Source organism: Microvirga sp. GN3 (genome assembly GCF_055792825.1).
This window is the reverse complement of record NZ_JBVVAK010000039.1, coordinates 13,680-37,416: the sequence shown is the minus strand read 5'-3', so window position 1 is coordinate 37,416 and position 23,737 is coordinate 13,680. Positions and strand designations below refer to the sequence as shown.

The window sequence follows — 23,737 nt, the reverse complement described above, 5'->3', positions numbered from 1 at the left end:
TGGGGTTCGAGCATCGGACCCAAAAGTGATCACCACTTTTGGGTTCCATCCGATGCTCTTCTTCTTGAAGAGCGCATCGTCCGGCGCCGAAAACCGGACCCACTTTTCTGTACGATGCGCTAAGAGCTTCATTAGCTTTAGGCGATCATCGCAAGAGCAGAATCGAGCCTGGCCCGGGCATCCACAGGATCCAGAGGCTCCGGATCATGGGTGATGCGAGCTAACGCAGCGTTAGCGCGGCGCAAGGCTTCGCCGCTCAGAATGGGGGCGGCCTCGGCGACGGCACTCATCTCCTCCATGGTGCCGTTGCAATGAAGGGCCATGTCGCACCCGGCCGCGAAGGCGGCCTCGGTCCGGTCACGGAACGTGCCCGAAAGGGCATGCATGGACAGATCGTCGGTCATCACCAGCCCGTCATAGCCGATATGGCCGCGGATGATCTCCTCCATGATGATGCGGGAGGTCGTCGCGGGCCGATCGGGATCGAGCGCCGTGTAGACCACATGGGCTGTCATCGCGAGGGGCATGTCGCTGAGCATCCGGAAGGGCGCGAAATCGTGCCTCTCCAGTTCTTCACGGGAAGCCTCGACCACCGGCAGCGCCAGATGGCTGTCGGCGCCTGCCCGGCCATGGCCTGGCATGTGTTTGATCACAGGGAGCACGCCACCGGCCAGAAGGCCCTCGGCGGCGGCGCGTCCCAGGACCGCAACCTGGTTCGGCGTCTTGCCATAGGCCCGATCGCCGATCACGTCGTGGGCGCCCGGCGACGGCACGTCGAGCACAGGGAGACAATCCACGGTGATCCCGACCGCACGTAGGTCATGGGCAATCAGCCGCGCTCCGAGGCGGGTGATCTCGCGCTGAACGAGCGGGTCGTTGGCATGCAGAAGGCCATAAGTGCGGCCGGAGGGGTATTTCGGCCAATGCGGCGGCCCCATGCGCTGGACCCGGCCGCCCTCCTGATCGATCAGGATCGGCGCATCGGTCCGTCCGACCGCATCCCGCAAGGAGGCACAGAGCACCCTCACCTGCTCAGGGCTCTCCACGTTGCGGCGAAACAGGATGAAGCCCCAGGGATCCGCCTCCTTGAAGAAGGCAACCTCGTCGGGAGTGAGCTCGGTGCCGGAGCATCCAGCAATAAAGGCGCGGGTTTTCATACCCGCGCCTTAAGTCCCCTGCTCGGCAGGGTCAAGAATTCTGAGCCGCTACGCTCGGATCAGTTCTTGGCGACAAAGCACTGTCCACCCTGCCCCTGCAGCTTGGAGCAGAGGGAGGAAGCCTCCTCTTTGGACAGAGGTCCGACGCGCACGCGATAGATCGTGTTGCCGTTCACCTCGGCCTTGCGGATCATCGAGGGCATTCCCCCGAGATCGGGATATTTGCGCTGGAACGATGCGAAGGCGGTCTGAGCGCCGGCCTCGGAATTGGCGAGACCGAGTTGCACGGCGAAGCCGCCGGTCGGGGTCGTCTCTGCGGCCGCCGGGGCGACGGGCTGAACCGAAGCGACCTGCTGCGGAGCCGGCGTCGTGGCTGGCGTGGAAGCCGCCGGAGCGGGCTTCGGAGTCGGAGCAGGCGTGGACGGAGCCGCCACGGGGGTGCTCGCGGCCGGCCGGGGCTGGGCCGATGCAACCTGAATAGGAGCAGGGGTTGCAGGCTGAGCTTGGGGCGGCAGGGCCATTGCCGCAGGAGCCACGGGCTGAGCGGCCGACGGCTCGGCGCCAGCGACGGTGCCGTCTGGGCGGATCGTGACGGTGCGGACCTTCTTCGGCTCGCCGAGATTCAGGCTGGCGGTCTGATGCGGCTTGACCGCACCGCCGGGAATCGTGCCGCCGGTAGCGTCGGCAACGGCGTTGCCATTCATGCGCACGGCCTGCTGCACGTCGACCGGCTGCTCCTCGCGGTTCACGACCTTGGTCGCCGTGGTCGGGTTGGCGCGTTCGTAGATCTGCTTGTTCTGGTTCGGGATCTCGACCCCACCCGGATTCCGCGGCTGTACCTTGGTCGGCTCGTTGTTCGCTTTCACAAGAGGGGGCTCGCCGCCCGTGACAGCCGAAGAGCCGGACATCAGATAGGCTCCGCCACCGCCAAGCACGACGGCGCCGACGGCGGCGATCGCGATCATACCCTTGCGGGAGCGACCCTTCTTAACGGGTGCGTAGTCCTGGGACTGATCATAGTCCTGGTCGGCGTAGTTGGCCGCCTGATCGGCATAGTAATCCTGAGCATAGGCTTCATTGCCGTAGGCGTCGTGATCCTGATGAGCTTGCTGGTGCGCGTAGGCAGGCTCGGCGCCACGGACATTGCTCTGCGGGTAGCTGCCAAGATCGTAAGAAGGAGCCGCTTGGCCAGCCTGCGGGGCGCGGACCGGCGCCTCACGGGGGGCTTGCGGCATGGTGTCGCGGACAGCGAAAAGGTCGTCGATGGACGAGCCCTGCTGGCGCGGACGATTGGTGCCGTCATTGGCCAGAATGGCTTGAAATGGATCGTCTTGTCCCACGATCCGGGCCAATTCCGCGAGCGGATCACTCCGCCCGGCAGAGGCCGGCTGGGTCTGAGGGGTGCCCGCCTGGGCGAGTTGCCGCTCGATGTCGTTGAAGTCGATGGCAAAACGGGGCTTCACTGATTCGCTCATGCGCCGGATCTCCAGTTACGCGACAGGAGCACCCGCTGCTCCGCCGGCACGACGTGACAGAACCCGACGCGAGTGCTTCGTAAGCGATTGATTCGCCTCAAGAAACACTATCGCATTTCGTCGGGTGCCGTGACGCCCAGGATTGCGAGACCAGATGCGAGCACGCCCTTCAGGGCATGCACGAGAGCGAGTCTCGCTTGTGTTGAATCTTTATCAGTTAGATTAACAAAGCGTAATTGCGGCAAGTCTTTGCCCTTATTCCATAAACTATGGAAGGCGCTCGCCAGATCGTAAAGGTAAAACGCGACCCGGTGAGGCTCATGAGCTTCCGCCGCAGCCTCGATCATCCTGGGAAACTGAGCGATGCGATGGATAATATCCATTTCCGCTTCGTCATTCAGGATCGAAAGATCGGCTTTCTCAAGCTGCGTTGCCGAGAAGTCGGCACCCGGGAAGGCTTCCGCTGCCTGCCGGAACACCGAGGCCGAGCGGGCATGGGCGTACTGGACGTAGAAGACCGGGTTGTCCTTGGACTGCTCGACCACCTTCGCGAGGTCGAAATCGAGCGTCGCATCGTTCTTACGGAAGATCATCATGAAGCGGGCAGCATCCCGACCGACCTCGTCGACCACTTCGCGCAGGGTCACGAAGTCGCCCGAGCGCTTGGACATCTTCACCGGCTCGCCGCCGCGCAGGAGCTTCACAAGTTGGCAGAGCTTCACGTCGAGATCCGCCTTGCTGTCCGAAACAGCTTTCACGGCGGCCTGCATGCGCTTTACGTAGCCGCCATGGTCAGCGCCCCACACGTCGATCATGGAGGCAAAGCCACGCTCGAACTTGGAGCGGTGATAGGCGATGTCGGAGGCGAAATAGGTGTAGGACTCGTCCGATTTCAGCAGCGGACGATCCACCTCGTCACCGAAAGCAGTGGCGCGGAAGAGAAGCTGCTCCCGGTCCTCCCAATCCTCGTCCTTCTGGCCCTTGGGGGGTGGCAGGCGGCCCATATAGACGAGATCGCGACCGCGAAGCTCCGTGATGAGTTCTTTCACCTGATCGACCGGGCCAAGCTGCAGGGACCGTTCCGAGAAGAACACGTCGTGATGGATGTTGAGCGCCGCGAGATCGTCGCGGATCATGTCCATCATGGCGTTGATGGAAGCCTCGCGGACGAGCGGCAGCCACTCGGTTTCCGATTTGTCGAGCAGGGCCGGACCATATTCCTTCGCCAGACGCTCGCCGACGGGCTTCAAATAGTCGCCGGGATAGAGCCCTTCCGGGATCTCGCCGATGTCGTGGCCCAGGGCCTCCTTGTAGCGGAGATAGGCCGAGCGGGCGAGGACATCGACCTGCGCACCGGCATCGTTGATGTAGTATTCGCGGGTGACCTTGTAGCCGGCGAAATCGAGCAGCCCGGCGAGGGCATCGCCAAAGACCGCGCCGCGGCAATGGCCCACATGCATCGGCCCGGTCGGATTGGCCGAGACATACTCGACATTGATTGGCGAGCCCGCGCCCTGCCCGCTCCGACCGAAGCCGTTGGTATCGACGAGAGCCGCGCGCAGAACCTCGTGCAGGACCGAAGGCGCGAGCCGGATGTTGATGAAGCCGGGGCCGGCGATCTCGACCTTGGTGACCCGCGGATCATCCTGGAGATCGGCAACGAGAAGCTCGGCCAGAGCGCGCGGGTTCATGCGCGCTTCCTTGGCCAGCACCATGGCGGCGTTCGTGGCGAGGTCGCCGTGGGAGGGATCACGCGGCGGCTCGACCACAACGCGGCTGACATCCAGCCCCGATGGTATCTTGCCCGCCTCGGCCAACCGGCCAAGCGCATCCGCAACCCGCTTCTCAAACAGCCCGAAAATGTTCATGGTACTTTGTCTCTGAAGGGCCCTTGGCCCTGAATGCTATCGTGCGCCTAACGCAGGTCCGGCGTTACGTCAAACAGGCGCCGGTGTTCAAGGATCGCATATCGGTCCGTCATGCCGGCGATATAATCCGCCACGCGGCGGGCAAGCCTGGGCTCGTCGTCCTTCGGCAGATCGGTCTGCCATTCCTCAGGCATCAGCTCAGGCTTGGCCTTGAAGCGCCTGAACAGATCCCGCAGCACGTCGTCAGCCTGGGCGCGGACCCGCATCACGTCCGGGTGACGATACATGCGGGCGTACAGGAAGCGCTTGATGGAGGCATCGGCCTCCTTCATGGCCTGCGAGAAGCAGACCATGGTGTCGCCGGCCTGCCGGATATCCTCGGCCTTCTTCGGATCGAGGGCCGCAATCCTACGGTCCCCCTCGGCCACCACGTCCTCGACGAAGCGGGTGATGACGCGCCGGGTCAGCTCATGGATGCGCCGGGAGAGATCGAGATTCGGATAGCGCGCATCGATCTCCCGCAGAAGCCCCGCGAGGAATGGCACCTCGCGCAACTCCTCGATCCGGAACAGTCCAGCCCTGAGGCCGTCGTCGATGTCATGGGCATCGTAGGCGATATCGTCGGCAATCGCCGCCGCCTGCGCTTCCCCACCGGCATGGGTGGCGAGTTCCAGATCCTGCTGCGCATTGTATTCGAGGATCGCAAGCGGAACGCCTCTGGCGGTATAGCGCAGGGCCGGCTGCCCCTCGGCATCGAGGAGCGGACCGTTATGCTTGACCAGCCCCTCCAGCGTTTCCCAGGTGAGGTTGAGCCCGTCATATTCCGCATAGCGCCGCTCGAGCCGGGTTACGATCCGCAAGGCTTGGGCGTTATGGTCGAAGCCCCCGAACCCGGCCATACATTCATCGAGCGTGTCCTCGCCCGTATGGCCGAACGGCGTATGGCCGAGGTCGTGGGACAGAGCCAGGGCTTCAGCCAGATCTTCGTCCAGCCCGAGCGAACGGGCGAGCGCCCGGGCGATCTGGCTCACCTCGATGGTATGGGTCAGCCGGGTCCGGAAGTGATCGCCCTCGTGATAGACGAACACTTGCGTCTTGTGCTTGAGCCGGCGGAAGGCCGAGGAATGGATAATCCGGTCCCGGTCGCGCTGGAATTCGCTGCGGGTGGGCGAGACCGCCTCGGGAAAAAGCCGGCCGCGGCTCCCCCAGGGGTCGCAGGCATAAGGGGCTCGCCATCTCTCGCCAAAGGGCCGCACAATCATCCCCGGGTTGAAGCCTTGTCAGGGCGCACTTACCTTGCTCATAACAGCCTAAGCAAGACTAGAACGGTTTGCTCTCGCAAACCGTTCTAGTCATCCCTTAGAATCGCACTTTCCGGCGGCGAACCGGTATCCACTTCGCCTGAAAGTGCTATTACGTCCTCCTGAGGACTGGAAGTGCCCATGACCGGTATCACCCTGACTGACCGCGCCGCCCGCCGCATCAACGAGATCATGGCCGCCGAGCCGACAGGATCCCATTTGAGAATCAGCGTTAACGGAGGCGGCTGCTCGGGATTCCAGTATGCTTTCGACGTGGACCGGACCCGGCAGGACGACGATCTCATCATCGAAAAGGATGGGGCGACCGTGGTCGTGGACGAGGTCTCGGTCCAGTACATGGATGGCTCGGTCATCGATTTCGTCGACGACCTGATCGGCCAGTCTTTCAAGATCGAGAACCCTCACGCCACCGCCTCCTGCGGCTGCGGCACCTCGTTCTCGTTGTAAAACCGTTACGTAACGTCCTATTCTCCCACCAGCATTTCCATTCTGAATTGGCTGGCGTCAGATTCGCCAGCTTGGGGGATCCTATGGGACTTCGTTACCGCGCAGGTGTCTGCGCATTCGCCCTGATCGCAGGCGCCGCGGCCCTGTCCTTCGAACCTGCCGTGGTCCGGAACCTCGTCGTCGATAACGGCAGCCACCGTATCGTCGTGGGAGCGGTCAGGGTTCCACTCTGGAGTGCGGCTTTCGCGCAATCCGCCGACAGCGTCAGCCTGGACAATGTAAGCTTCACCTTCGGCTCCGCGACCTATGAGGCGAAGCGGATCGAGTTTTCTAGTGTCTCCTCGTCGCGGGCCGATATCGAAGCGCTATTTTCCTCGGCTTCGACGGAGCCGATGGAAGGCCGCCTGAAGCGCATCACCGTGAAAAAGATCACGATCCCTGAAGCACGGGTGAAGCAGACATTCGGCAAGCAAACGCAGACCACGACCTATCGGAACGCCACGTTCGACGATGTCGCCCAAGGCCGGATCGCGTCGGTTTCGATAGACACGAGCGCAACGGAAACGAGCGGCGCCAAAAGCAACCTGGTGATCAGCACTGGCCGCACAAACGTGGACGAGCTCGATCTGCCGGCTCTCGCGCGGCTCTACGAGACGAAAGCCGACAGCGCCTCAGCCCCTCTCACCAAAATTTACGGGGCTTTTGCTATCGAAAACATGGAGTTTGCGGATAGCGAGACCAGCACGACCTTCAAGATCGCACACCTCGGCGGTAAGGATTTTCAGGGTCGTCCGACCAAGGATTCCTGGACAGGCACCACGGGCCTCTTCGCCGAGATGGCCGAGCGCACGGATCTGTCCTCCGACGATCAGGCGCGCCTTCTTCCCGCCATCGCTGACCTCGTCGATGCGTTCCAGATCGGCCTGATGGAAGCATCCGGGATCGAGGTGGCCATCAAGGGCAAGGACGCTCCAGGTCTGGCCCGCATCAGCCGCATTGCCTATTCCGGCGGTACGGATACCCAATCCCCCGAGTTGCGCTGGGACGGCTTCGAGTTCTCGGACAAGGACAACCGCGTCAAACTCGATGGCTTGAGCCTCACCGGCTTCTCATTTCGCCAGACGTTCGATGGCTTGAGGACGCTTCAGGGCAAATCCCTCGATGACCTCGATCCGACCGCGATACGCAGCCTCATTCCGACACTCGGCACCCTACGCCTGTCGGGTCTGAACATCGATGGAATGACGAAGGAGGATGGCAAGACGACAAAGGTGCAGGCAGCCCTGAAAGGCTTCGAACTCACCGCAGACAAGCCGGTGAACGCCATTCCGACCAATATTCGGATTGGGCTGCAGAACTTGACGATGGCACTGCCCTCGAAGAGCACCGACGACGGGATCAAGGAGCTTGTCGCCCTCGGCTACAAGGACATCGACGTCTCCTTCCTCGCTGCTGCCACCTGGAATGAGGCAGCCAACGAGATCGCGCTCAGCGAAGTCTCCTTCCAGGGTCAGGAGATGGGTAATGTTGCCCTCACGGGCGTCATCGGCAATGTCGGCAAGGATGCGTTCAACGCCGACACCGCCCTTGCAACGGTCGCTCTGCTCGGTGCCAAGGCAAAGGCGCTCGATCTCACAGTCGAGAACAAGGGTCTGTTCGAGCGCTACATGGCGAAGGCCGCGAAGGAGCAGAAGACGACGCCGGAATCGCTGCGCCGGACTTATGCTGCGGCAGCGGCGTTCGTCGTGCCGGCGATGATCGGCAGCTCCGAACAGGCTCAGACCCTGGGCCAGGCGATCTCACGTTTCATCACCAAGCCTGGCAAGCTCACGGTAAGCGCGACGCCCAAGGACCCTTCGGGTCTCGGCATCGCGGAAGCGGCGTTGCTGCAGGATCCCAAGGCCATTCTCGACAAGCTGAATATCAGCGCGAAGGCGGAGTGACCTTATCCTTTCGCAAAACATCCCCTCACGTCATCATCCCCGGCCTTGTGCCGGTGATCCCGATTGAATGAGGCGCTACGCCCTTCGCATCGAGATGGCCGGGACGAGCCCGGCCATGACTTGGGAACGGGTGACTGGGTGAGAAGGCTGCCGTATTGTCGCCGCCTTTCAAATCAGCGTCGGCTGATCCTCTTCCGCGGCCTGTGCCTCCACGACCGCGATGGCCGTGATGTTGACGATGCCGCGCGCCGTCACCGATGGCGTGAGAATATGGGCGGGCTTTGCCGGGCCGATGAGGATCGGGCCGACGGGAAGCGAATCCGCCAGGACCTTGGTGAACTGGAACGCGATATTGGCCGCGTCCAGGTTCGGCATGATCAGTACGTTGGCCTCGCCCTTCAGACGCGAAGCAGGGTTCACCCGGTCGCGGATCATCTGCGACAGGGCCGCATCAGCCTGCATCTCGCCGTCCACTTCGAGGTCCGGCGCACGCTCGGTGATGCAAGCGAGGGCTTCCCGCATCTTGATGGAGGAGCGCGTGTCGGCCGCGCCGAAATCCGCATGCGAGAGCAGCGCGATCTTGGGCTCCATGCCGAAACGGCGTACGTGGCTCGCGCAGGCAATCGTCATGTCGGCGATTTCCTCGGCCGTCGGATCGACCTGCACATGGGTGTCAGCGAGGAAGTAGGCACCCTTCGACGTAATGACGAGCGACAGGGCCGCCATCTCGTGCACGCCGGGCGCAAGGCCGATGATATCCTTGATGTGCTTGACGCGGGACTGGAAACGGCCCTCCAAGCCGCAGATCAGCGCATCCGCATCCCCTCGCCTCACCGCGAGCGCGCCGATGACGGTGGAATTGGTACGTACCAGGGTCTTGGCCGCATCCGGCGTAATTCCTTTGCGGCCTGCCGCCTCCACGTAGGTGGCAACGTAATCGCGGTAGCGCGGATCGTCCTCCGGGTTGACCAGCTCGAAATGACGTCCGATCTCCATGGACAGGCCGAAGCGCTTCATGCGCGTTTCGACCACGTTCGGACGGCCGATCAGGATCGGCTTGGCGATGCCCTCTTCCACGATGACCTGCACGGCGCGCAGCACGCGCTCGTCCTCGCCCTCGGCATAGATCACCCGCTTCGGATCGGCCTTCGCCTGCGAGAACAATGGCTTCATGATGAAGCCAGAGCGGAACACGAAGCGGCCCAGCGATTCCGCGTAAGCCTCCAGATCCTCCAGCGGCCGCGTCGCGACGCCGGAATCCATCGCGGCCTTCGCCACGGCCGGAGCAATGCGCAGGATGAGGCGCGGATCGAACGGGCTCGGGATCAGGGACTTGCGGCCGAAGGGATGAGCCTCGCCGCCATAGGCGCGCGCCACCACCTCGGACGGGGCTTCGCGGGCAAGGCCGGCAATCGCCTTCACGGCCGCTGCCTTCATCTCCTCGTTGATGGTGGTTGCGCCGACATCGAGCGCGCCGCGGAAAATGTAGGGGAAGCACAGGACGTTGTTGACCTGGTTCGGATAATCCGAACGGCCGGTGCAGATCATCGCGTCGGGACGTGCGGCCTCTGCCTCCTCCGGCATGATCTCCGGGTAGGGATTGGCGAGCGCCATGATCAGCGGTCGCGGCGCCATCTGGGCGAGCAGTTCAGGCTTGAGGACACCGCCGGCCGAAAGGCCGAGAAAGACGTCCGCATTGGGGATGACGTCGGCAAGCGTGCGCGCATCGGTGTCCTGCGCATAGACCGACTTCCAGCGGTCCATGAGTTCGTTGCGGCCTTCATGGACCACGCCCTTGATATCCGTGACCCAGATGTTCTCGCGTTTGGCGCCGAGCGACACGAGGAGGTTGAGGCAGGCGAGCGCTGCGGCACCGGCGCCGGAGGTGACGATCTTCACATCCTCGATACGCTTGCCGGCAAGCTCCAGGGCGTTCATGACCGCAGCACCGACGATGATCGCAGTGCCGTGCTGATCGTCGTGGAAGACCGGAATGCCCATGCGGGCCTTCAACTGCTCTTCGACCTCAAAACATTCCGGCGCCTTGATGTCCTCAAGATTGATGCCACCGAAAGTCGGTTCGAGGGCTGCAATCACCTCGACCAGCTTGTCCACATTGTTCTCGGCCACCTCGATGTCGAACACATCGATGCCGGAGAACTTCTTGAACAGAACCGCCTTGCCCTCCATCACGGGCTTGGAGGCGAGCGGGCCGATATCGCCGAGACCCAGCACCGCCGTGCCGTTGGAGATTACGGCCACCAGGTTCTGGCGGGAGGTGAGATTGGCGGCCTCGGCCGGGTCGGCGGCAATCGCCTCGCAGGGGGCGGCAACGCCCGGGGAATAGGCCAGTGCCAGGTCGCGCTGGTTGCCGAGAGGCTTGGTCGGCTGGATCTCGAGCTTTCCGGGGCGTGGGTGCTGATGGTAGAACATCGCTCCCGATTTCAGATCCTGCGAGATGTTGTCTCCCATCCCCGACGCTCCTTGCACTGACCAAACCGCTTCGGAGGCCCTTGTGCGCGCGCTGCCCCCCTTCCGTCAATGTTCTTCTCTGGTCCAGAGGGCCGGACGATGAAGCTGCGACATCGTTTGAAGAACTGGCGCAACCCGCACAACCAAGCCCGCGTACATCTTGCCCGCATGGCCGAGCGCTATGGCTACGAGATCGGCGAGTTCACCTATGGCAAGCCGAAGGTGCGTTTCCCTGAATCGGGGAAAAAGCTCACTATCGGCCGCTACGGCTCCATCGCCGACAAAGTGGAAATCCTGCTCGGCGGCAATCACCGTACCGATTGGGGCACGACCTATCCGTTTTCCGCCTTTCGGGAACTCTGGCCTGGGGCGCCCAAGAGCGAGGATTACCACACCTCCCGTGGCGATGTGACCATCGGCCACGACGTCTGGCTCGGCTCCGGCGCCATTATCATGTCAGGTGTGACCATAGGGCATGGCGCCGTCATCGCGGCCCATGCCATCGTGACCAAGGACGTGCCGCCCTATGCCATCGTCGGCGGCAACCCGGCCAGGGTCATCCGCTACCGGTTCGACGAGGAGACCATCGCGGCGCTCCTCGATGCACAATGGTGGGACCTGCCGCGGGAAAAGATCGCGACCCTTATCCCGCTCCTGCAGAGCGACCGGATCCGAGAGTTGATTGCCGCTGTCAAGGTACTGCGGGCTCAATCGTCTTGAGCACGCGGCGCCCGAGAGTCCTGGCCTTCAGACCAAGCGCCGGCTTCTCGATCAGGTACCAAGAGAGCGCCGCAACCAGCAGCGTGATCGCAAGCGACGGCATCAGCAGCACGCTGGCGGCAGCTTTCGGCCAGAGTACATGCAGGCTCTGCTGAATCGGCCAGCCATAGAGATAGGTGCCGTAGGACAGATCAGCCTTGGGTTCATAGGCAAAGCGCGTGACCAGAGGCGACAGGGCGAGCCACAGGATGCCATAGGCGGAGCCGACGAAGAGCATGGTCTTGTAAAGGAACGTTCCGCTGCTCAGCCACGTGGCAAGAAACAGCATTAGGACGAGCAACCCCGAGAGACGGGCGTGATCGCGCCAGATATAGAGCGCACCGCCGAAGGCGAAGATCAATGGCAGCCGTAGAGCCGTTTCCATGCTCTTCGGCGCATCGGGCCGCAACAGATCGAGCCCGGCCAAACCCACCGCCAACCCGGCGACGAGTGCGAGCGCTGCGATGCGGGAGCGCAGCAGCCCGACGAGGCCGAACACGAAGATGCCTACGTAACAGATGCCCTCGTATTTGAGGGTCCAGACTGTCCCCATCGGGAACGTAAACGGATTGTCGGCGAACACGCCCGGCAGCGCGATGCTGCTCTTGAAACTCGTGAGTGTGGCCGTGATGAAGCGGCGCAGGCCCGGGCTCTGCAGGTACTCGCCAAGAGGCAGTGTCGTCATCGCCGCACCGAGGAGGAGCGATACCGCGAGCACCGCTACGATCAGCCCCGGGGCGATGCGCAAGGTCCGGGCGATGGCATAATCACGCCAGCCGCGCCGGTCGAAGCTCATGGTGACGAGAAAGCCGGAGATGGCAAAAAAGCCGTTCACGACATGCTCGCCCAAAGTGAAGCCCGTGGAAACGGTCAGGGGCTCATCAGTGAGGATGCCGGTGGTGACGCTGAAGGCGTGAGAGATCACAACGGCGATCGCGAGTCCCAGACGGAGACTGGCGAAATTATTGTGAGGCTGCTTCAAAGCATCATCAACGGATATGCCTCTCAAGGAAGGCAGATAAGCCATTGCGCGGGTCCACCTTCGCTTCTAGGTCCGGGTTCTCGTACTGGACGCGAAGGCATTAACGCTGAAATATTATGTAATATCAACACCAGATTGCGCGCCTCGCTGAGCAGAAGCGACCTGAGCGGTGCGTATCAAAACGCCTTCCGCCCCATCATCGCAGCCCATGCCCCCGTTGCCGAGCCGCCGTAGCGCTCGATCAGCTTGCGCTGAAACGTCAGACCAGAGCCAACAGCCTTCAACGCATTGATCGCGAACATGCCTGGCGCCGGGTTCGGCAGGCCGTATTTGCGGCTCACATAGGCGCGCGACCAGGCCTGGTGCCAGCGGGAGGCGAAGATGCGGCCGGGCTTCTCGCCGCTCGACTGGCCGCGTCCGTGGCGCACCAATGCCTGCGGCACATAGACCAAAGCGGCACCCGAATCCGCAACGCGGCGGCAGAGATCGTCGTCTTCATAGAACAGAAAGATGTTCTCATCGAAGCCGCCGAGTTTCAGGAAAACATCGCGGCGCATGAGAAAGCAGGCGCCGGAGAAAAACGGCGCGCAGGCTTCGCCCTCGGGGAGAACGAGCTTGCCATTCGGATTGGTGAGCGAGGTCGCGAGCAGCGAGCGCGGTTGGAAGAACACGCGCCCGCTCGGCTCGACGATCTGCGGCGCGAACAGCGCCGCATCCGAATAGCGCCGCGCCGCGTCGACAAGTGCCGCGACCGCGCCTTTATCGACGATGCAGTCTGGATTGACGACGAGGATGAACTCGGTGTCGGCCGCCCGCGCCCCGATATTGTTGGCGCGGCCATAGCCCTCGTTGCGGGCGTTGCGGATCACCCTCGCACCCTGCCCTTCGGCAATGGCGGCCGTGCCATCCGTCGAGGCGTTGTCGACCACGAGGGCCGGGACGCCATCCGCCTGCAATGCGCCGAGACACTCCGGCAGCGCATGAGCACTGTCGAAGGTCACGACGATGGCTGTGACGTCAGCGCGGCTCATTTCTCCGGCAGGTTCGTCCGGATGTGCAGCTCGCGCAACTGCTTCGGCGTCGCCTCGGAGGGTGCGCCGAGCAGCAGGTCTTCCGCCTTCTGGTTCATCGGGAAGAGCGTGATCTCGCGCAGGTTATGCGCGCCGCAGAGCAGCATCACGATGCGATCGACGCCGGCCGCCATGCCGCCGTGGGGCGGTGCGCCGTACTGGAACGCGCGATACATGCCGCCGAACCGCTCCATGACCTCCTTCTCGCCGTAGCCGGCGATCTCGAAGGCCTTCACCATCCGGTCGGGGCGGTGATTGCGGATCGAGCCCGAAGCGATCTCATAGCCGTTGCAGGTCAAGTCGTACTGGAAGGCCGTGATCTTGAGGATCGTGTCCTTGCCCATCGGGTCGAGCGCCATGAAGGCGTCGTGGTCGAAGTTCGCCATGGAGAACGGGTTGTGCGAGAAATCGATCTTCTTCTCGTCCTCGTTCCACTCATATTGCGGGAAGTCAACGATCCAGCAGAACTCGAAGCGATCCTTGTCGATGAGGCCGAGTTCGTCGCCGATGCGGGTGCGCGCCTTGCCGGCAAGCGAAGCGGCCTTATCCTCGGCGCCAGCCGAGAAGAACACCGCATCACCCACCTTGATCCCGACCTTCTCACGGATGACGGCCTGAGCGGCTTCGGGAATGAACTTGGCAATCGGCCCTTTGCCGATGATCTGACCGCCCTCCTCCTCGAAGACGATATAGCCGAGGCCGGGCGCGCCTTCCGTGCGGGCCCAGTCGTTGAGCTTGTCGAAGAACGAGCGCGGCTGCGAGGCGGCACCCGTCGCCGGAATGGCGCGCACGACGCCGCCGGACTTGATCACGTTCTTGAACGCGTTGAAGGTCACGTCCTCGCGGGTGAACACCTCCGACACGTCGGCGATGACGAGCGGGTTGCGCAGGTCCGGCTTGTCGGAGCCGTATTTCAGCATGGACTCGAAATACGGGATGCGCGGGAACATTTCGGTGACCGGCTTGCCGTCCGCGAAGTCCTTGAAGGTGTCGCGGATCACCGGCTCCATGGTCTGGAAGATGTCTTCCTGGGTGACGAAGCTCATCTCAACGTCAAGCTGGTAGAACTCGCCCGGCAGACGGTCGGCGCGTGGGTCCTCGTCGCGGAAGCAGGGAGCCATCTGGAAGTACCGGTCGAAGCCGGAGATCATGATCAGCTGCTTGAACTGCTGCGGCGCCTGCGGCAGCGCATAGAACTTGCCGGGATGAATGCGGGACGGCACCAGGAAGTCGCGCGCGCCCTCCGGCGAGGAGGCCGTCAGGATCGGCGTCGTGAACTCGAAGAAGCCGCTGTTCTGCATGCGCGCGCGCAACGAGTTGATGATCGCGCCACGCTTCATGATGTTGTTGTGCAGCTTCTCGCGGCGCAGGTCCAGGTACCGGTAAGTGAGACGGGTCTCCTCCGGATAATCCTGGTCGCCGAAGACCGGCATCGGCAGCTCGGCCGCAGGACCTAAGACCTCGATATCGGTGATGTAGACCTCGACCAGGCCAGTCGGCAGCTCCGGGTTCTCGGTGCCGGCCGGGCGCTTGCGCACCTTGCCGTCGACTCGGATCACCCATTCCGAACGGGCCGCCTCGGCCTGCCTGAAGGCAGGGGAATCCGGATCGATCACGCACTGCGTCATGCCGTAATGGTCGCGCAGGTCGATGAACAGCACGCCGCCATGGTCGCGGATGCGGTGGCACCAGCCGGAAAGCCGGGCGACCTGGCCGACATCGGATTCGCGGAGCGCGCCGCAGGTGTGGGAACGGTAACGGTGCATGGAGGCGGACATGGAAAAGCCTGCTGGTTCGATTTACGCGCAACATCCATGGGAGGCGGGGGAAGTCAAGGCGGAAGGACGAAATGAGGCCATGCAGGGGCGATTTCCATAGCTGGCGGGGCTGCATCCCTCGCCATACAGGACGCCGTAGGCTATCCGGGATCGCGTGCAGGACAAAGCACCTGAACCTCACCGCTGTCATCTCCGCGCAGGCCGGGATCCATGATCGCTCGTGATGCCGAACTGGTTGAAGGTTGTGGTAATGGATCCCGGGCTCCGCTGCGCGGCCCCGGGATGACAGTGCATACTCGTCTTGCGGTCCCGGATCTTCGCTGCGCTTCGTCCGGGATGACGTTTCTCGATGAGGGCTCTCCTGGCGTCATCCCCGTCCCCGGACTTGATCCGGGGATCAGTCCCGGGGATCCACGCCTTTGGAACCGCAACGCTGCAAAGACGTGGATGGCCGGATCACGTCCGGCCATGACGGGCGCGGGTGACGATGGGCCTGTCAAAGAGCCAGCGCTTTCGGGCCCGCAGTCTGCGCTGCGAGCCTGAGGGTTGATCGAGGGTGGCGCGACGGGCAGCCCGGCTCGATGTCTGATGGTGAAGGGAAGAGCCGAACTGCCTCTTCGCGCACGGCTTGTTGAGGCGGACAGGCGAGGCCGGCTCAGTCAACCGCCGCAGGCGGTGACCGTCTGCGCGACGGCGGCCTGCGACCGATCCCGACGACCAACCCAGCATCCTGGGCCTCCCGTCGAAGCTGATTGCGAGTCAGCCTCACGGGACCGTGCCTGCTCCCACACTGCGACGCCTCGCGAGCGCGCCCCTCGCCAGGAGCAGATCTAGGCAATGATATAGCCAAGATTGGGAATGATGTCAAGAACAAATAGAGAACACATGGTCGTCTTGTCCATCAGCTTGGTCGTCATTCCCGGCCTTGTCCCGGTGCCCCGATGTGAAAGGCGCGGCGGTTTTCGGATCAGGACGGCAGAGAGCGACTCAATGGATCGTCAAGCCGACAACAGGACCAGCGAAATTGGCCAGACTGACGAACAGCATAAAGGTTGTCAGGGTCACACTAAGGTAAAGAGAGATGATAAAAAGGGTCTGCATGGCATTACCCGTCATGGATTTGACGGGAATTCTGTCCTTTTAACGGGAGCCGAACAATCGTCGCGCCGGGAGTACCCCTTTCTCGTGTGCGCCCGGACACATTCACCGATCGCCTCCCTCATCGTTCTGCCGGGCAACTCTGACCTCTCAGCAGCTTCTCCGTTATGGATCGGCCGCGAAAGATTCCGGCCTGTTAACCATCGAAGGAGCCTGAGGCATAGCTCTAGCAAAGGTTAGCGCCAGCTGGCGCGTCCCTCTCTAGAAGAGTTACAGGAGAGGGCCTTATGAAGCTGCCGACTGAGGAATTCACCGAATACGTCTTCCGGTTCGTTGTGATCGCAAGTGGGATTCTCACCACGATACTTCTGATTGCAGCGGTGATCCGATTATTGGACACGGATGTCGCTGGCCTGTCTCAATAGCCCTAGGTTTTCAGCGAGCCTCTCTTCCAGGATGCAGTGTGGTTGACTTCTTGATGGCGCCACGGCATGGCGGCGGGCCTCGCTCCTCAGGAGAGCCTCCGGATATTCCAGCAGAGGTGATGTGGGGGGCATCCACCACACCCAGTTTTCCTAGATTTTTCGCTGATTTTTCTACCTTCAGCAGCCTCAAATTCCTTGTAGAACAAAGAGTGAATACCCATATTCTGCCTATGGTTAGCACCCTTGCAACATCCCTGTTGAGGCCGGTCCAGAACGCCCCCATTGAGGAGCGGATCGAGGGCAATTGGCACGTCTATCCGCTGGAGGGCGCGCTGGAGCTTGACTATATCGACCAGGCCGGCCATGCGAGCCGGCGCTGGGTACTGGCGCGCGAGCTGAAGGTGGGGCCCGGCAAGATGCTGCTCGGCGGGATCGATATCCTGTCCGAAGACGGCTATCGCGGCTTCCGGGTCGACCGGATCCAGCGTCTGGAAGATGCGGAAACCGGGCTGGTGGTCGAGCATAACATCCTCGACTGGCTCATGAAGCGCGCCGAGCGGCAGGCCAAGGTGCGGAAGAAGCACCTTGCGCGCGTCCCGGCCGGCCTCTGACGGCTGTCAGTCTAACATCTACTGCGACCGCAAAGCGTCAACCTCCCCGCACCCTTTCCCTTGTGCAGCCTCGCCCTTTCTGCAACATAGTCACATAACTCGTTGCGTTGAGGGGTCGGGGTGGCTCAGCAATCCTTGTTTCGGCCACAGGCCGTGGCGGCAGCCTCGGGCGAGCACTCGTCCGTGTCGCTGCCGGTTGCTCCCCTCTCCTGGCGTCTCCTCGGCGGCTTCGTCGTCGCCTGCGTGGCCGTCGTCGCCCTTTTCCTCGGCACGGCCGAATATGCCCGCAAGGAGACAGCCAGCGGGGCCCTCGTCACTGCGGGCGGAGCGGTGCGTGTCGCCGCCATGCGCGGCGGCGTGGTGGCCGAGCTGATGGTGAAAGAAGGCGACCAGGTGGCGGCGGGCCAGTCGCCATTCACGGTCGCGTCGCGCCAGGGACTCGAGGCCGGCGGCACCCTGGACGGTGCGGTTCTCGCGTCCCTAGAAACACAGGTCGACGTTCTGAAGGAGCAAATTGCAGCGGATCCCGCCCGTACGGCCAACGAGATCCGCCGTCTCGACGCAGCGATTGCTGCCGCGACGGCAGAGCGGGATGCGCTCATCGTCCAGCGCCAGCTCATGATCGAGCGCGTGCAGGTGACCGAGGAGCGGCGCAATACCATCGCGCGTCTCGCCGAACAGGGCCACGCCACCCGCGCCGCCCTGCAGGAGCAGGACGAGACGCTGCTCGCCCGCCGCCAGTCATTGGCCGAAATCGACCGCGACTTGGCTGAAGCCGAGAAGGAGCTGGGCCAGACCCAGCTCCAGCGCGAGCAGCTGCCGGTGCAGCAGGCCGAACGGCTGGCGCAGCTTCGCCTCAACCTCGCCGACCGGGAGCGCCAGCGGGCGGAAGCTGAAGGACAGCGAGCGCAGGTCATCACCGCCCCCATCGGTGGGCGGGCCACGGCACTGCAGGTTGCGCCGGGCCAGATCGTCGATTCCGCCAAGCCGCTCATGACTCTCCTCCCCGACGGTGCGAGCCTGCTTGCGGAACTCTTCGTGCCGAGCCGCGCCATCGGCTTCGTCGAGCCGGGACAGCGGGTGCGGCTGATGGTCGATGCCTTTCCCTATCAGCGCTTCGGCACGCAGAGCGGCCACGTGGAGACCGTCTCGCAGGCCGTGCTTTCGCCCAGCGACGTCATCGGCCGGGTCGCGCTCACCGAGCCGGCCTATCGCGTCACCGTGCGCCTCGACCGGCAGGACATCGACGCCTTCGGCCGGCACGTCGCTCTTCAGCCCGACATGACTCTCAAGGCCGATATCGTGCTGGAGGGCCGCTCCCTCGTCGCCTGGCTGTTCGAGCCGCTGATCAGCGTCAGGGGGCGGATGTGAAGCTGTTCGCCCATCTCGATTATTTCGGCTCCCCTCGCCTGCCCGCCATCATGCAGTCGGAAGCGGCGGAATGCGGTCTCGCCTGCCTTGCCATGGTCGCGACCTATCACGGGCGCGAAGTAGACCTTACGGCCCTGCGCCGCCTGTTCTCGATCTCGCTCAAAGGCGTGACCCTCAAGGATGTGCTCGTCATGGGCCAGCGCCTCGGCATGACCGGGCGCGGTTTGCGGCTTGAGCCCGAGCAGCTCAATCAGATCAAACTGCCCTGCATCCTGCACTGGGACATGAACCATTTCGTGGTGCTGAAAGAGGTTGGCGCCTGGAAGGTGACGATCCACGATCCGGCTGTCGGCCTGCGCACGCTGACCCTCGACGAGGTCGGGCACCATTTCACCGGCATCGCCCTGGAATTGACGCCGACGAGCACCTTCGAGCGCAGGAAGGAAACCTCGCGCTTGAGCCTCACCTCCCTCTGGGGCCGGATGCGCGGCATCAAGCGGGCGCTCGCCCAGGCGCTCGTTCTTTCCGCCGTGCTGCAGCTCGCCGTGCTCGCGGACCCCTTCTACATGCAGCTAGCCGTCGACGAAGCGGTGATGAAGAACGACCAGGGCCTGCTCACCGCGCTCGCTCTCGGCTTCGGGCTGTTCACCCTCATCCATATCGGCGCCGATTGGCTGCGCTCGCACGTGCTGCTGTTCTTGAGTGGCGCGCTCAATTTCCAGATGGGTGCGAATCTCTTCCATCATCTCGTGCGGCTTCCCTTGAGCTGGTTCGAGAAGCGCCATATCGGCGATCTCGTCTCCCGTTTCCGCTCGGCCGAGCCGATCCAGCGGCTCATTTCCGAAGGCTTGGTCGCTGCTCTAGTCGACGGGGCGATGGCGACGCTCACTCTCGTGATGATCCTGATCTACAGCCCGAAGCTTTCTGGCATCGTCTTTGCGGCGCTCGCGCTCTATGCGCTCCTGCGCTTTGCCCTCTATCGTTCCTTGCGTCAGCGACAGGAGGAGATAATCGAGGCTGCCGCCAAGGAGCAGACCACCTTCATCGAGACGGCGCGGGCGATCCAGAGCATCAAGATCTTCGGGCGTGAATCGGATCGGGAAGCCGTGTGGCAGAACCGCTATGCGGAATCAATCAGCCGCTCCATCCGCCAGGGCCGCTTCACCATCGGCTTCAAGACGGCGAACGACCTGATCTACGGTATCGAGAACGTGCTCGTGATCTATATCGGCGCGCGCGCCATCATGGGAAACGAACTCACCATCGGCATGCTCTACGCCTTCATGGCCTACAAGCAGCAATTCCTCGACAAGGCCACCAACCTGATTGAGACCGGCATCCAGTATCGCATGCTCGATCTCCATCTTGATCGGCTCTCCGACATCGCGCTCGCCGAGCGCGAGCAGGACCGGCATGGAGAAAGCCTCGTGACGCGGCCCGTCGCCGGCGCAATGGAGCTCAGGGGCGTGAGCTTCCGCTATGCCGATACGGAACCGGAGGTTCTGTCCGGCGCGGATCTGAAGGTCGAAGCAGGCGAGTTCGTCGCGATCACCGGCTCCTCGGGCGGCGGCAAGACTACGCTGCTGAAGATCATGCTCGGCCTCTTCAAGCCGGAGACCGGCATCGTTTTGATCGACGGCATTCCCCTGGATCATTTCGGCCGCCAGTCCTTCCGCTCGCAGATCGGCGTGGTGATGCAGGACGACCAGCTTCTGTCGGGCTCCATCGCGGAGAACATCTGCTTCTTCGATGTGCTTCTCGATCTCGACTGGATGCGCGAATGCGCGAAGGTGGCCGGGATCGACGACGAGATCATGGCCATGCCCATGAACTACAACACCCTCATCGGCGACATGGGCACCACGCTCTCGGGCGGCCAGCGGCAGCGAGTGCTGCTCACGCGCGCACTCTATCGCAAACCGCGCATGCTCTTCATGGACGAGGGCACCTCGAATCTCGATCTCGACAAGGAGCGCGAGGTCAACCGGGCGCTGGCGGAACTCAAGATCACCCGCATCGTCATCGCCCACCGCCCGGAGACGATCCGCGCCGCGGACCGGATTGTAGTCCTGCGCGAAGGCCGGGTCTCCCCGCCCATGGACGGCGATGCCCTCGCCTTCGCCGAGGCCGCCCGGCAGGGCCTTAACCGGACCTGACATGAAAAAGGGCGCGGTCCCTTAGAAACCGCGCCCCCGTGCCTGGCAATCCGGCGCTTACGCGCCCGAAACCATCAACGGCATTGATAGATGATAATCCGGCGACCGCCCGCGACGCCGGCGAGTTCCTTCTCGCTCAGCTCGACGACGGCCTTGACAGCCTTCTTATCGGTCCTGGTCTGCGTCTTCTTCATGAAGACCTCCCCCACCTTTGAGGTGTTGTTAGGCACCAAACTCTGGCTCAGCGGCCAGTGATACAAAATAACAAAGCTCCGGCTACGTAAGTCAATCGCAACGTTTTACCTTATCTTAGGGCCGTTGGCGGATATCCTGACGGCGGACTCGCAGCGCCAATCCTGATGGGTTATGAACGCTCCATGGACCTGATCACCTCCACCGACGCCCTGGCCGCTGCCTGCAACCGCCTCCGCCAGCATCCGTTCGTGACCGTCGATACGGAATTCCTGCGTGAGACGACCTATTACCCCAAGCTCTGCCTGATTCAGGTGGCGGGGTCCGACCCTGCGGAAGCCCATCTGATCGACCCGCTCGCCGAAGGCATCGACCTTGAGCCCTTTATGGCGCTGATGGCCGACAGGAATGTGGTGAAGGTCTTCCATTCCGCCCGCCAGGACCTGGAGATCGTCTGGAATCTCGGCGGCATCGTGCCGGCCCCCCTGTTCGACACCCAGGTCGCCGCCATGGTCTGCGGCTATGGGGACTCGGTCTCCTACGAGCAGCTCACCAACGACCTCGCCAAGGCCAAGATCGACAAATCCTCCCGCTTCACCGACTGGTCGCGCCGTCCCCTCACGGACGCGCAGCTCACCTATGCCCTCTCCGACGTCACCCATCTGGTGAAGGTCTATGAGGCGCTGATGGCCCAGCTCGAGACAAACGGCCGCCTCGAATGGCTCACCGAGGAGATGGCGATCCTCACCTCGCCCGAGACCTACCAGGCCGACCCCGACAATGCCTGGCGCCGCTTGGCCGGTCGCCTGCGCAAGCCGCGCGAGATCGCCGTGCTGATGGAGGTCGCCGCCTGGCGCGAGCGCGAGGCGCAGGCCCGCGACGTGCCTCGCGGACGCATCCTCAAGGACGATGCGGTGATCGACATCGCAACCTCCGCTCCCCGCAGCGTGGAAGCCCTCGGGCGCCTGCGCACGATCCCCAACGGCTTCGAGCGCTCCCGCACCGGTGGCGAGATCCTGGAGGCGGTGGAGCGCGCGCTCGCCCGCAATCCCGCGACGATCCCCGTGCCCGAGCGCAGCCGTGGCCGCGCCAATACCGGCTCCGTCGTCGACCTGCTGAAGGTTCTGCTCAAGGCCGTGGCCGAGCAGGAGGGCGTGGCGCCGAAGATCATCGCCACCGTCGAAGAGCTGGAAGCCATCGCCGAGAGCGACAACGCCGATGTCCCCTCCCTGCACGGCTGGCGGCGCAAGCTGTTCGGGGAAAAGGCCCTGGCGCTGAAGAATGGCCAGCTCGGCCTGGTGCTGGAACGCGGGCGCGTGAGGCTCAGGGCGATTGCTCAGGCTTGATCGGTCAAGTAAGCCCTTTCAGCCGCAGCAATCCTAATGTTGCTACGGTCGCGGCGTCCTTGACGACACCTTCCGTGATCATCGCCAGCACCTCGTCGATTGGGAAGGCGCGGCTTATCATGTCCTGCTCAGTTGGCTCGCGGCGAGCCTCGCCCTGCCGGAGGCCTTGCGCGAGGTAGATGTGAAAACCCTGGTTCGAATAGCCGTAGCATTCGAACAGATGGCCCACATGCCGCATGGTCTCAGCGGTCAGTCCGGTCTCCTCGCGCAATTCTGCACGGGCGAGTTCCAGGGGATCGATGCCCGGTGCGTCCTCCCAGGAGCCCTGCGGCAATTCCCAATAGCGGCCCTGCACAGGATAGCGGTACTGCTCCACCAGGTGGATCATACCGTTCTCGACGGGAGCGATGATGGCAAAGTCTGTCTTCTCGACGACACCGTAGATGCCCGGCGAGCCATCCTGACGGATAATCGCGTCCTCGCGCACGCGCATCCAGTGGTTCTCGTAGACGATGCGCGTCGCAGTGGTTCTGATTTCCGGCGCCACGGGTCCCCCCAATCGTCAGATGGCCGGGCGGAACCCGGCCAGCGCTTATACATCGATCAGGATGATGCACGGACCTCTTATCGCCCAAAGATACCCTTGAAGACCTGGGCCAGTTTATTGTGTTTCTTCTTGCGATCCACATCCGCCTGGCTCTTCACCCAGGCGATCTGGACGACGCGGCGTTCGCCGGCGAAAGGCAGATGGCCGTGCCAGGAATTGTCGGCGCGCAGGAAGGCGAACATGGTGCCCGTGGTGGGCGGCACTTCGAGCTTGTAGCGGTCGTAGTTCTTCTCGTCGTAGAGAACGCGCAAGCGGCCACCCTCGCCCTGCTGCCATTCTTCGTTCATGTAGACCAGCATGGTCATGACCTTGGACGGCCCATCCGTGTGGATGGCGCCGTATTTGGGCTGCGACTTCTTCATGATGGTGGTCAGGCGCGGATATCGGTGTAGGTCCTGGCCAAACTTTTTGGACAGTTCTTCGGTCAGCTCCGGACCTTCGAGCTCTTCGATGAGCCGCTTGAAGCTTCCGTGGAGGTTAACCTCGTCTACGGTGAGGTAGCCGGGCTTGTTAATGTCGGGAAAGTCTCGCCGTAGTTCGTCGATCCGGTCCTGCTTCAGGAGATGTGACGCGAGAATGTAGTCATACGGTTCGCTGGAGCGCTCCGCATTGCGAACCGCTGTGAGATCGATCAATTCCATTGGCGTTTCCCCGCTTA

The 23,737-nt window shown here is 63.0% G+C and carries 19 protein-coding genes; 8 read left to right on the top strand and 11 right to left on the bottom strand.

All coding sequences use genetic code 11. From position 1 onward, the window contains the following. Positions 1-137 precede the first annotated feature (137 nt). The 4 genes from nagZ to ACS5Q1_RS19450 form a co-directional block, all read right to left on the bottom strand. On the bottom strand, positions 138-1,157 hold the full coding sequence (gene nagZ, locus ACS5Q1_RS19465; protein WP_473099726.1) for a beta-N-acetylhexosaminidase: 1,020 nt from the start codon (positions 1,155-1,157) through the stop codon (positions 138-140). Positions 1,158-1,216: 59 nt separating this feature from the next. Next, entirely contained in the window at positions 1,217-2,632 is a 1,416-nt protein-coding gene (locus ACS5Q1_RS19460) for an SPOR domain-containing protein (protein WP_473099725.1), read from the bottom strand. 107 nt (positions 2,633-2,739) lie between these two features. After that, entirely contained in the window at positions 2,740-4,500 is a 1,761-nt protein-coding gene (gene argS, locus ACS5Q1_RS19455; protein ID WP_473099724.1) for an arginine--tRNA ligase, read from the bottom strand. 47 nt (positions 4,501-4,547) lie between these two features. Next, complete coding sequence (locus tag ACS5Q1_RS19450) at positions 4,548-5,762, bottom strand: deoxyguanosinetriphosphate triphosphohydrolase (RefSeq protein WP_473099723.1); 1,215 nt, start codon at positions 5,760-5,762, stop codon at positions 4,548-4,550. Positions 5,763-5,942: 180 nt separating this feature from the next. Here ACS5Q1_RS19450 and erpA point away from each other — a divergent pair, with 180 nt between their 5' ends. Together erpA and ACS5Q1_RS19440 are read left to right on the top strand one after the other, a co-directional pair. Beyond that, the gene (gene erpA, locus ACS5Q1_RS19445) at positions 5,943-6,269 is read left to right on the top strand and encodes an iron-sulfur cluster insertion protein ErpA (RefSeq protein WP_203439916.1); all 327 of its coding nucleotides are present in this window, start codon (positions 5,943-5,945) and stop codon (positions 6,267-6,269) included. Positions 6,270-6,352: 83 nt separating this feature from the next. Next, positions 6,353-8,212, top strand: a complete 1,860-nt coding sequence (locus ACS5Q1_RS19440; RefSeq protein ID WP_473099722.1) for a hypothetical protein — start codon at positions 6,353-6,355, stop codon at positions 8,210-8,212. A gap of 168 nt (positions 8,213-8,380) precedes the next feature. Here ACS5Q1_RS19440 and ACS5Q1_RS19435 read toward each other — a convergent pair whose 3' ends face one another. Then, positions 8,381-10,684: an NADP-dependent malic enzyme gene (locus ACS5Q1_RS19435; RefSeq protein WP_473099721.1), complete on the bottom strand. Its 2,304-nt coding sequence runs from the start codon at positions 10,682-10,684 to the stop codon at positions 8,381-8,383. Positions 10,685-10,783: 99 nt separating this feature from the next. Here ACS5Q1_RS19435 and ACS5Q1_RS19430 point away from each other — a divergent pair, with 99 nt between their 5' ends. After that, on the top strand, positions 10,784-11,404 hold the full coding sequence (locus ACS5Q1_RS19430; protein ID WP_473099720.1) for a CatB-related O-acetyltransferase: 621 nt from the start codon (positions 10,784-10,786) through the stop codon (positions 11,402-11,404). Here ACS5Q1_RS19430 and ACS5Q1_RS19425 read toward each other — a convergent pair. From ACS5Q1_RS19425 to ACS5Q1_RS19410, 4 genes are all read right to left on the bottom strand, one after another. Beyond that, positions 11,376-12,470 carry an acyltransferase family protein gene (locus ACS5Q1_RS19425; protein ID WP_473099719.1) on the bottom strand — a complete coding sequence of 365 codons (1,095 nt, stop codon included), beginning with the start codon at positions 12,468-12,470 and terminating at the stop codon, positions 11,376-11,378. The two genes, ACS5Q1_RS19430 and ACS5Q1_RS19425, sit on opposite strands and share 29 nt — an antisense overlap. A gap of 131 nt (positions 12,471-12,601) precedes the next feature. Then, positions 12,602-13,456: a glycosyltransferase family 2 protein gene (locus ACS5Q1_RS19420; RefSeq protein WP_473099718.1), complete on the bottom strand. Its 855-nt coding sequence runs from the start codon at positions 13,454-13,456 to the stop codon at positions 12,602-12,604. Further along, a complete protein-coding gene (gene aspS, locus ACS5Q1_RS19415; protein WP_473099751.1) occupies positions 13,453-15,261 on the bottom strand; it encodes an aspartate--tRNA ligase in 1,809 nt (602 codons plus the stop codon). Before aspS ends, ACS5Q1_RS19420 begins: the two co-directional genes overlap by 4 nt. Before the next feature lie 468 nt (positions 15,262-15,729). Beyond that, on the bottom strand, positions 15,730-16,002 hold the full coding sequence (locus ACS5Q1_RS19410) for a hypothetical protein (protein ID WP_473099717.1): 273 nt from the start codon (positions 16,000-16,002) through the stop codon (positions 15,730-15,732). Between the two features lie 656 nt (positions 16,003-16,658). Here ACS5Q1_RS19410 and ACS5Q1_RS19405 point away from each other — a divergent pair. From ACS5Q1_RS19405 to rnd, 5 genes are all read left to right on the top strand, one after another. Continuing rightward, on the top strand, positions 16,659-16,796 hold the full coding sequence (locus tag ACS5Q1_RS19405; RefSeq protein WP_473099716.1) for a hypothetical protein: 138 nt from the start codon (positions 16,659-16,661) through the stop codon (positions 16,794-16,796). A gap of 209 nt (positions 16,797-17,005) precedes the next feature. Further along, complete coding sequence (locus ACS5Q1_RS19400; protein WP_473099715.1) at positions 17,006-17,407, top strand: hypothetical protein; 402 nt, start codon at positions 17,006-17,008, stop codon at positions 17,405-17,407. 120 nt (positions 17,408-17,527) lie between these two features. Further along, positions 17,528-18,778 carry a beta-barrel domain-containing protein gene (locus ACS5Q1_RS19395; protein WP_473099714.1) on the top strand — a complete coding sequence of 417 codons (1,251 nt, stop codon included), beginning with the start codon at positions 17,528-17,530 and terminating at the stop codon, positions 18,776-18,778. Further along, positions 18,775-20,934, top strand: a complete 2,160-nt coding sequence (locus ACS5Q1_RS19390) for a peptidase domain-containing ABC transporter (protein WP_473099713.1) — start codon at positions 18,775-18,777, stop codon at positions 20,932-20,934. Before ACS5Q1_RS19395 ends, ACS5Q1_RS19390 begins: the two co-directional genes overlap by 4 nt. Positions 20,935-21,311: 377 nt before the next feature. Then, positions 21,312-22,472 carry a ribonuclease D gene (gene rnd, locus ACS5Q1_RS19385; protein WP_473099712.1) on the top strand — a complete coding sequence of 387 codons (1,161 nt, stop codon included), beginning with the start codon at positions 21,312-21,314 and terminating at the stop codon, positions 22,470-22,472. Positions 22,473-22,476: 4 nt separating this feature from the next. Here rnd and ACS5Q1_RS19380 read toward each other — a convergent pair whose 3' ends face one another. Next, positions 22,477-23,019: an NUDIX domain-containing protein gene (locus ACS5Q1_RS19380; protein ID WP_473099711.1), complete on the bottom strand. Its 543-nt coding sequence runs from the start codon at positions 23,017-23,019 to the stop codon at positions 22,477-22,479. Positions 23,020-23,096: 77 nt separating this feature from the next. Then, on the bottom strand, positions 23,097-23,720 hold the full coding sequence (locus tag ACS5Q1_RS19375; protein WP_203439925.1) for a 2OG-Fe(II) oxygenase: 624 nt from the start codon (positions 23,718-23,720) through the stop codon (positions 23,097-23,099). Positions 23,721-23,737 lie beyond the last annotated feature (17 nt).

Bases quoted from the DNA above. Each gene is read 5' to 3' on its own strand.
- ACS5Q1_RS19440 (WP_473099722.1), top strand. From the start codon at position 6,353: ATGGGACTTCGTTACCGCGCAGGTGTCTGCGCATTCGCCCTGATCGCA.
- ACS5Q1_RS19435 (WP_473099721.1), bottom strand. From the start codon at position 10,684: ATGGGAGACAACATCTCGCAGGATCTGAAATCGGGAGCGATGTTCTAC.
- erpA (WP_203439916.1), top strand. From the start codon at position 5,943: ATGACCGGTATCACCCTGACTGACCGCGCCGCCCGCCGCATCAACGAG.
- ACS5Q1_RS19430 (WP_473099720.1), top strand. From the start codon at position 10,784: ATGAAGCTGCGACATCGTTTGAAGAACTGGCGCAACCCGCACAACCAA.
- aspS (WP_473099751.1), bottom strand. From the start codon at position 15,261: ATGCACCGTTACCGTTCCCACACCTGCGGCGCGCTCCGCGAATCCGAT.
- ACS5Q1_RS19405 (WP_473099716.1), top strand. From the start codon at position 16,659: ATGAAGCTGCCGACTGAGGAATTCACCGAATACGTCTTCCGGTTCGTT.
- argS (WP_473099724.1), bottom strand. From the start codon at position 4,500: ATGAACATTTTCGGGCTGTTTGAGAAGCGGGTTGCGGATGCGCTTGGC.
- ACS5Q1_RS19425 (WP_473099719.1), bottom strand. From the start codon at position 12,470: ATGGCTTATCTGCCTTCCTTGAGAGGCATATCCGTTGATGATGCTTTG.
- ACS5Q1_RS19410 (WP_473099717.1), bottom strand. From the start codon at position 16,002: ATGCTGGGTTGGTCGTCGGGATCGGTCGCAGGCCGCCGTCGCGCAGAC.
- ACS5Q1_RS19375 (WP_203439925.1), bottom strand. From the start codon at position 23,720: ATGGAATTGATCGATCTCACAGCGGTTCGCAATGCGGAGCGCTCCAGC.
- ACS5Q1_RS19450 (WP_473099723.1), bottom strand. From the start codon at position 5,762: ATGATTGTGCGGCCCTTTGGCGAGAGATGGCGAGCCCCTTATGCCTGC.
- ACS5Q1_RS19420 (WP_473099718.1), bottom strand. From the start codon at position 13,456: ATGAGCCGCGCTGACGTCACAGCCATCGTCGTGACCTTCGACAGTGCT.
- ACS5Q1_RS19460 (WP_473099725.1), bottom strand. From the start codon at position 2,632: ATGAGCGAATCAGTGAAGCCCCGTTTTGCCATCGACTTCAACGACATC.
- rnd (WP_473099712.1), top strand. From the start codon at position 21,312: ATGGACCTGATCACCTCCACCGACGCCCTGGCCGCTGCCTGCAACCGC.
- nagZ (WP_473099726.1), bottom strand. From the start codon at position 1,157: ATGAAAACCCGCGCCTTTATTGCTGGATGCTCCGGCACCGAGCTCACT.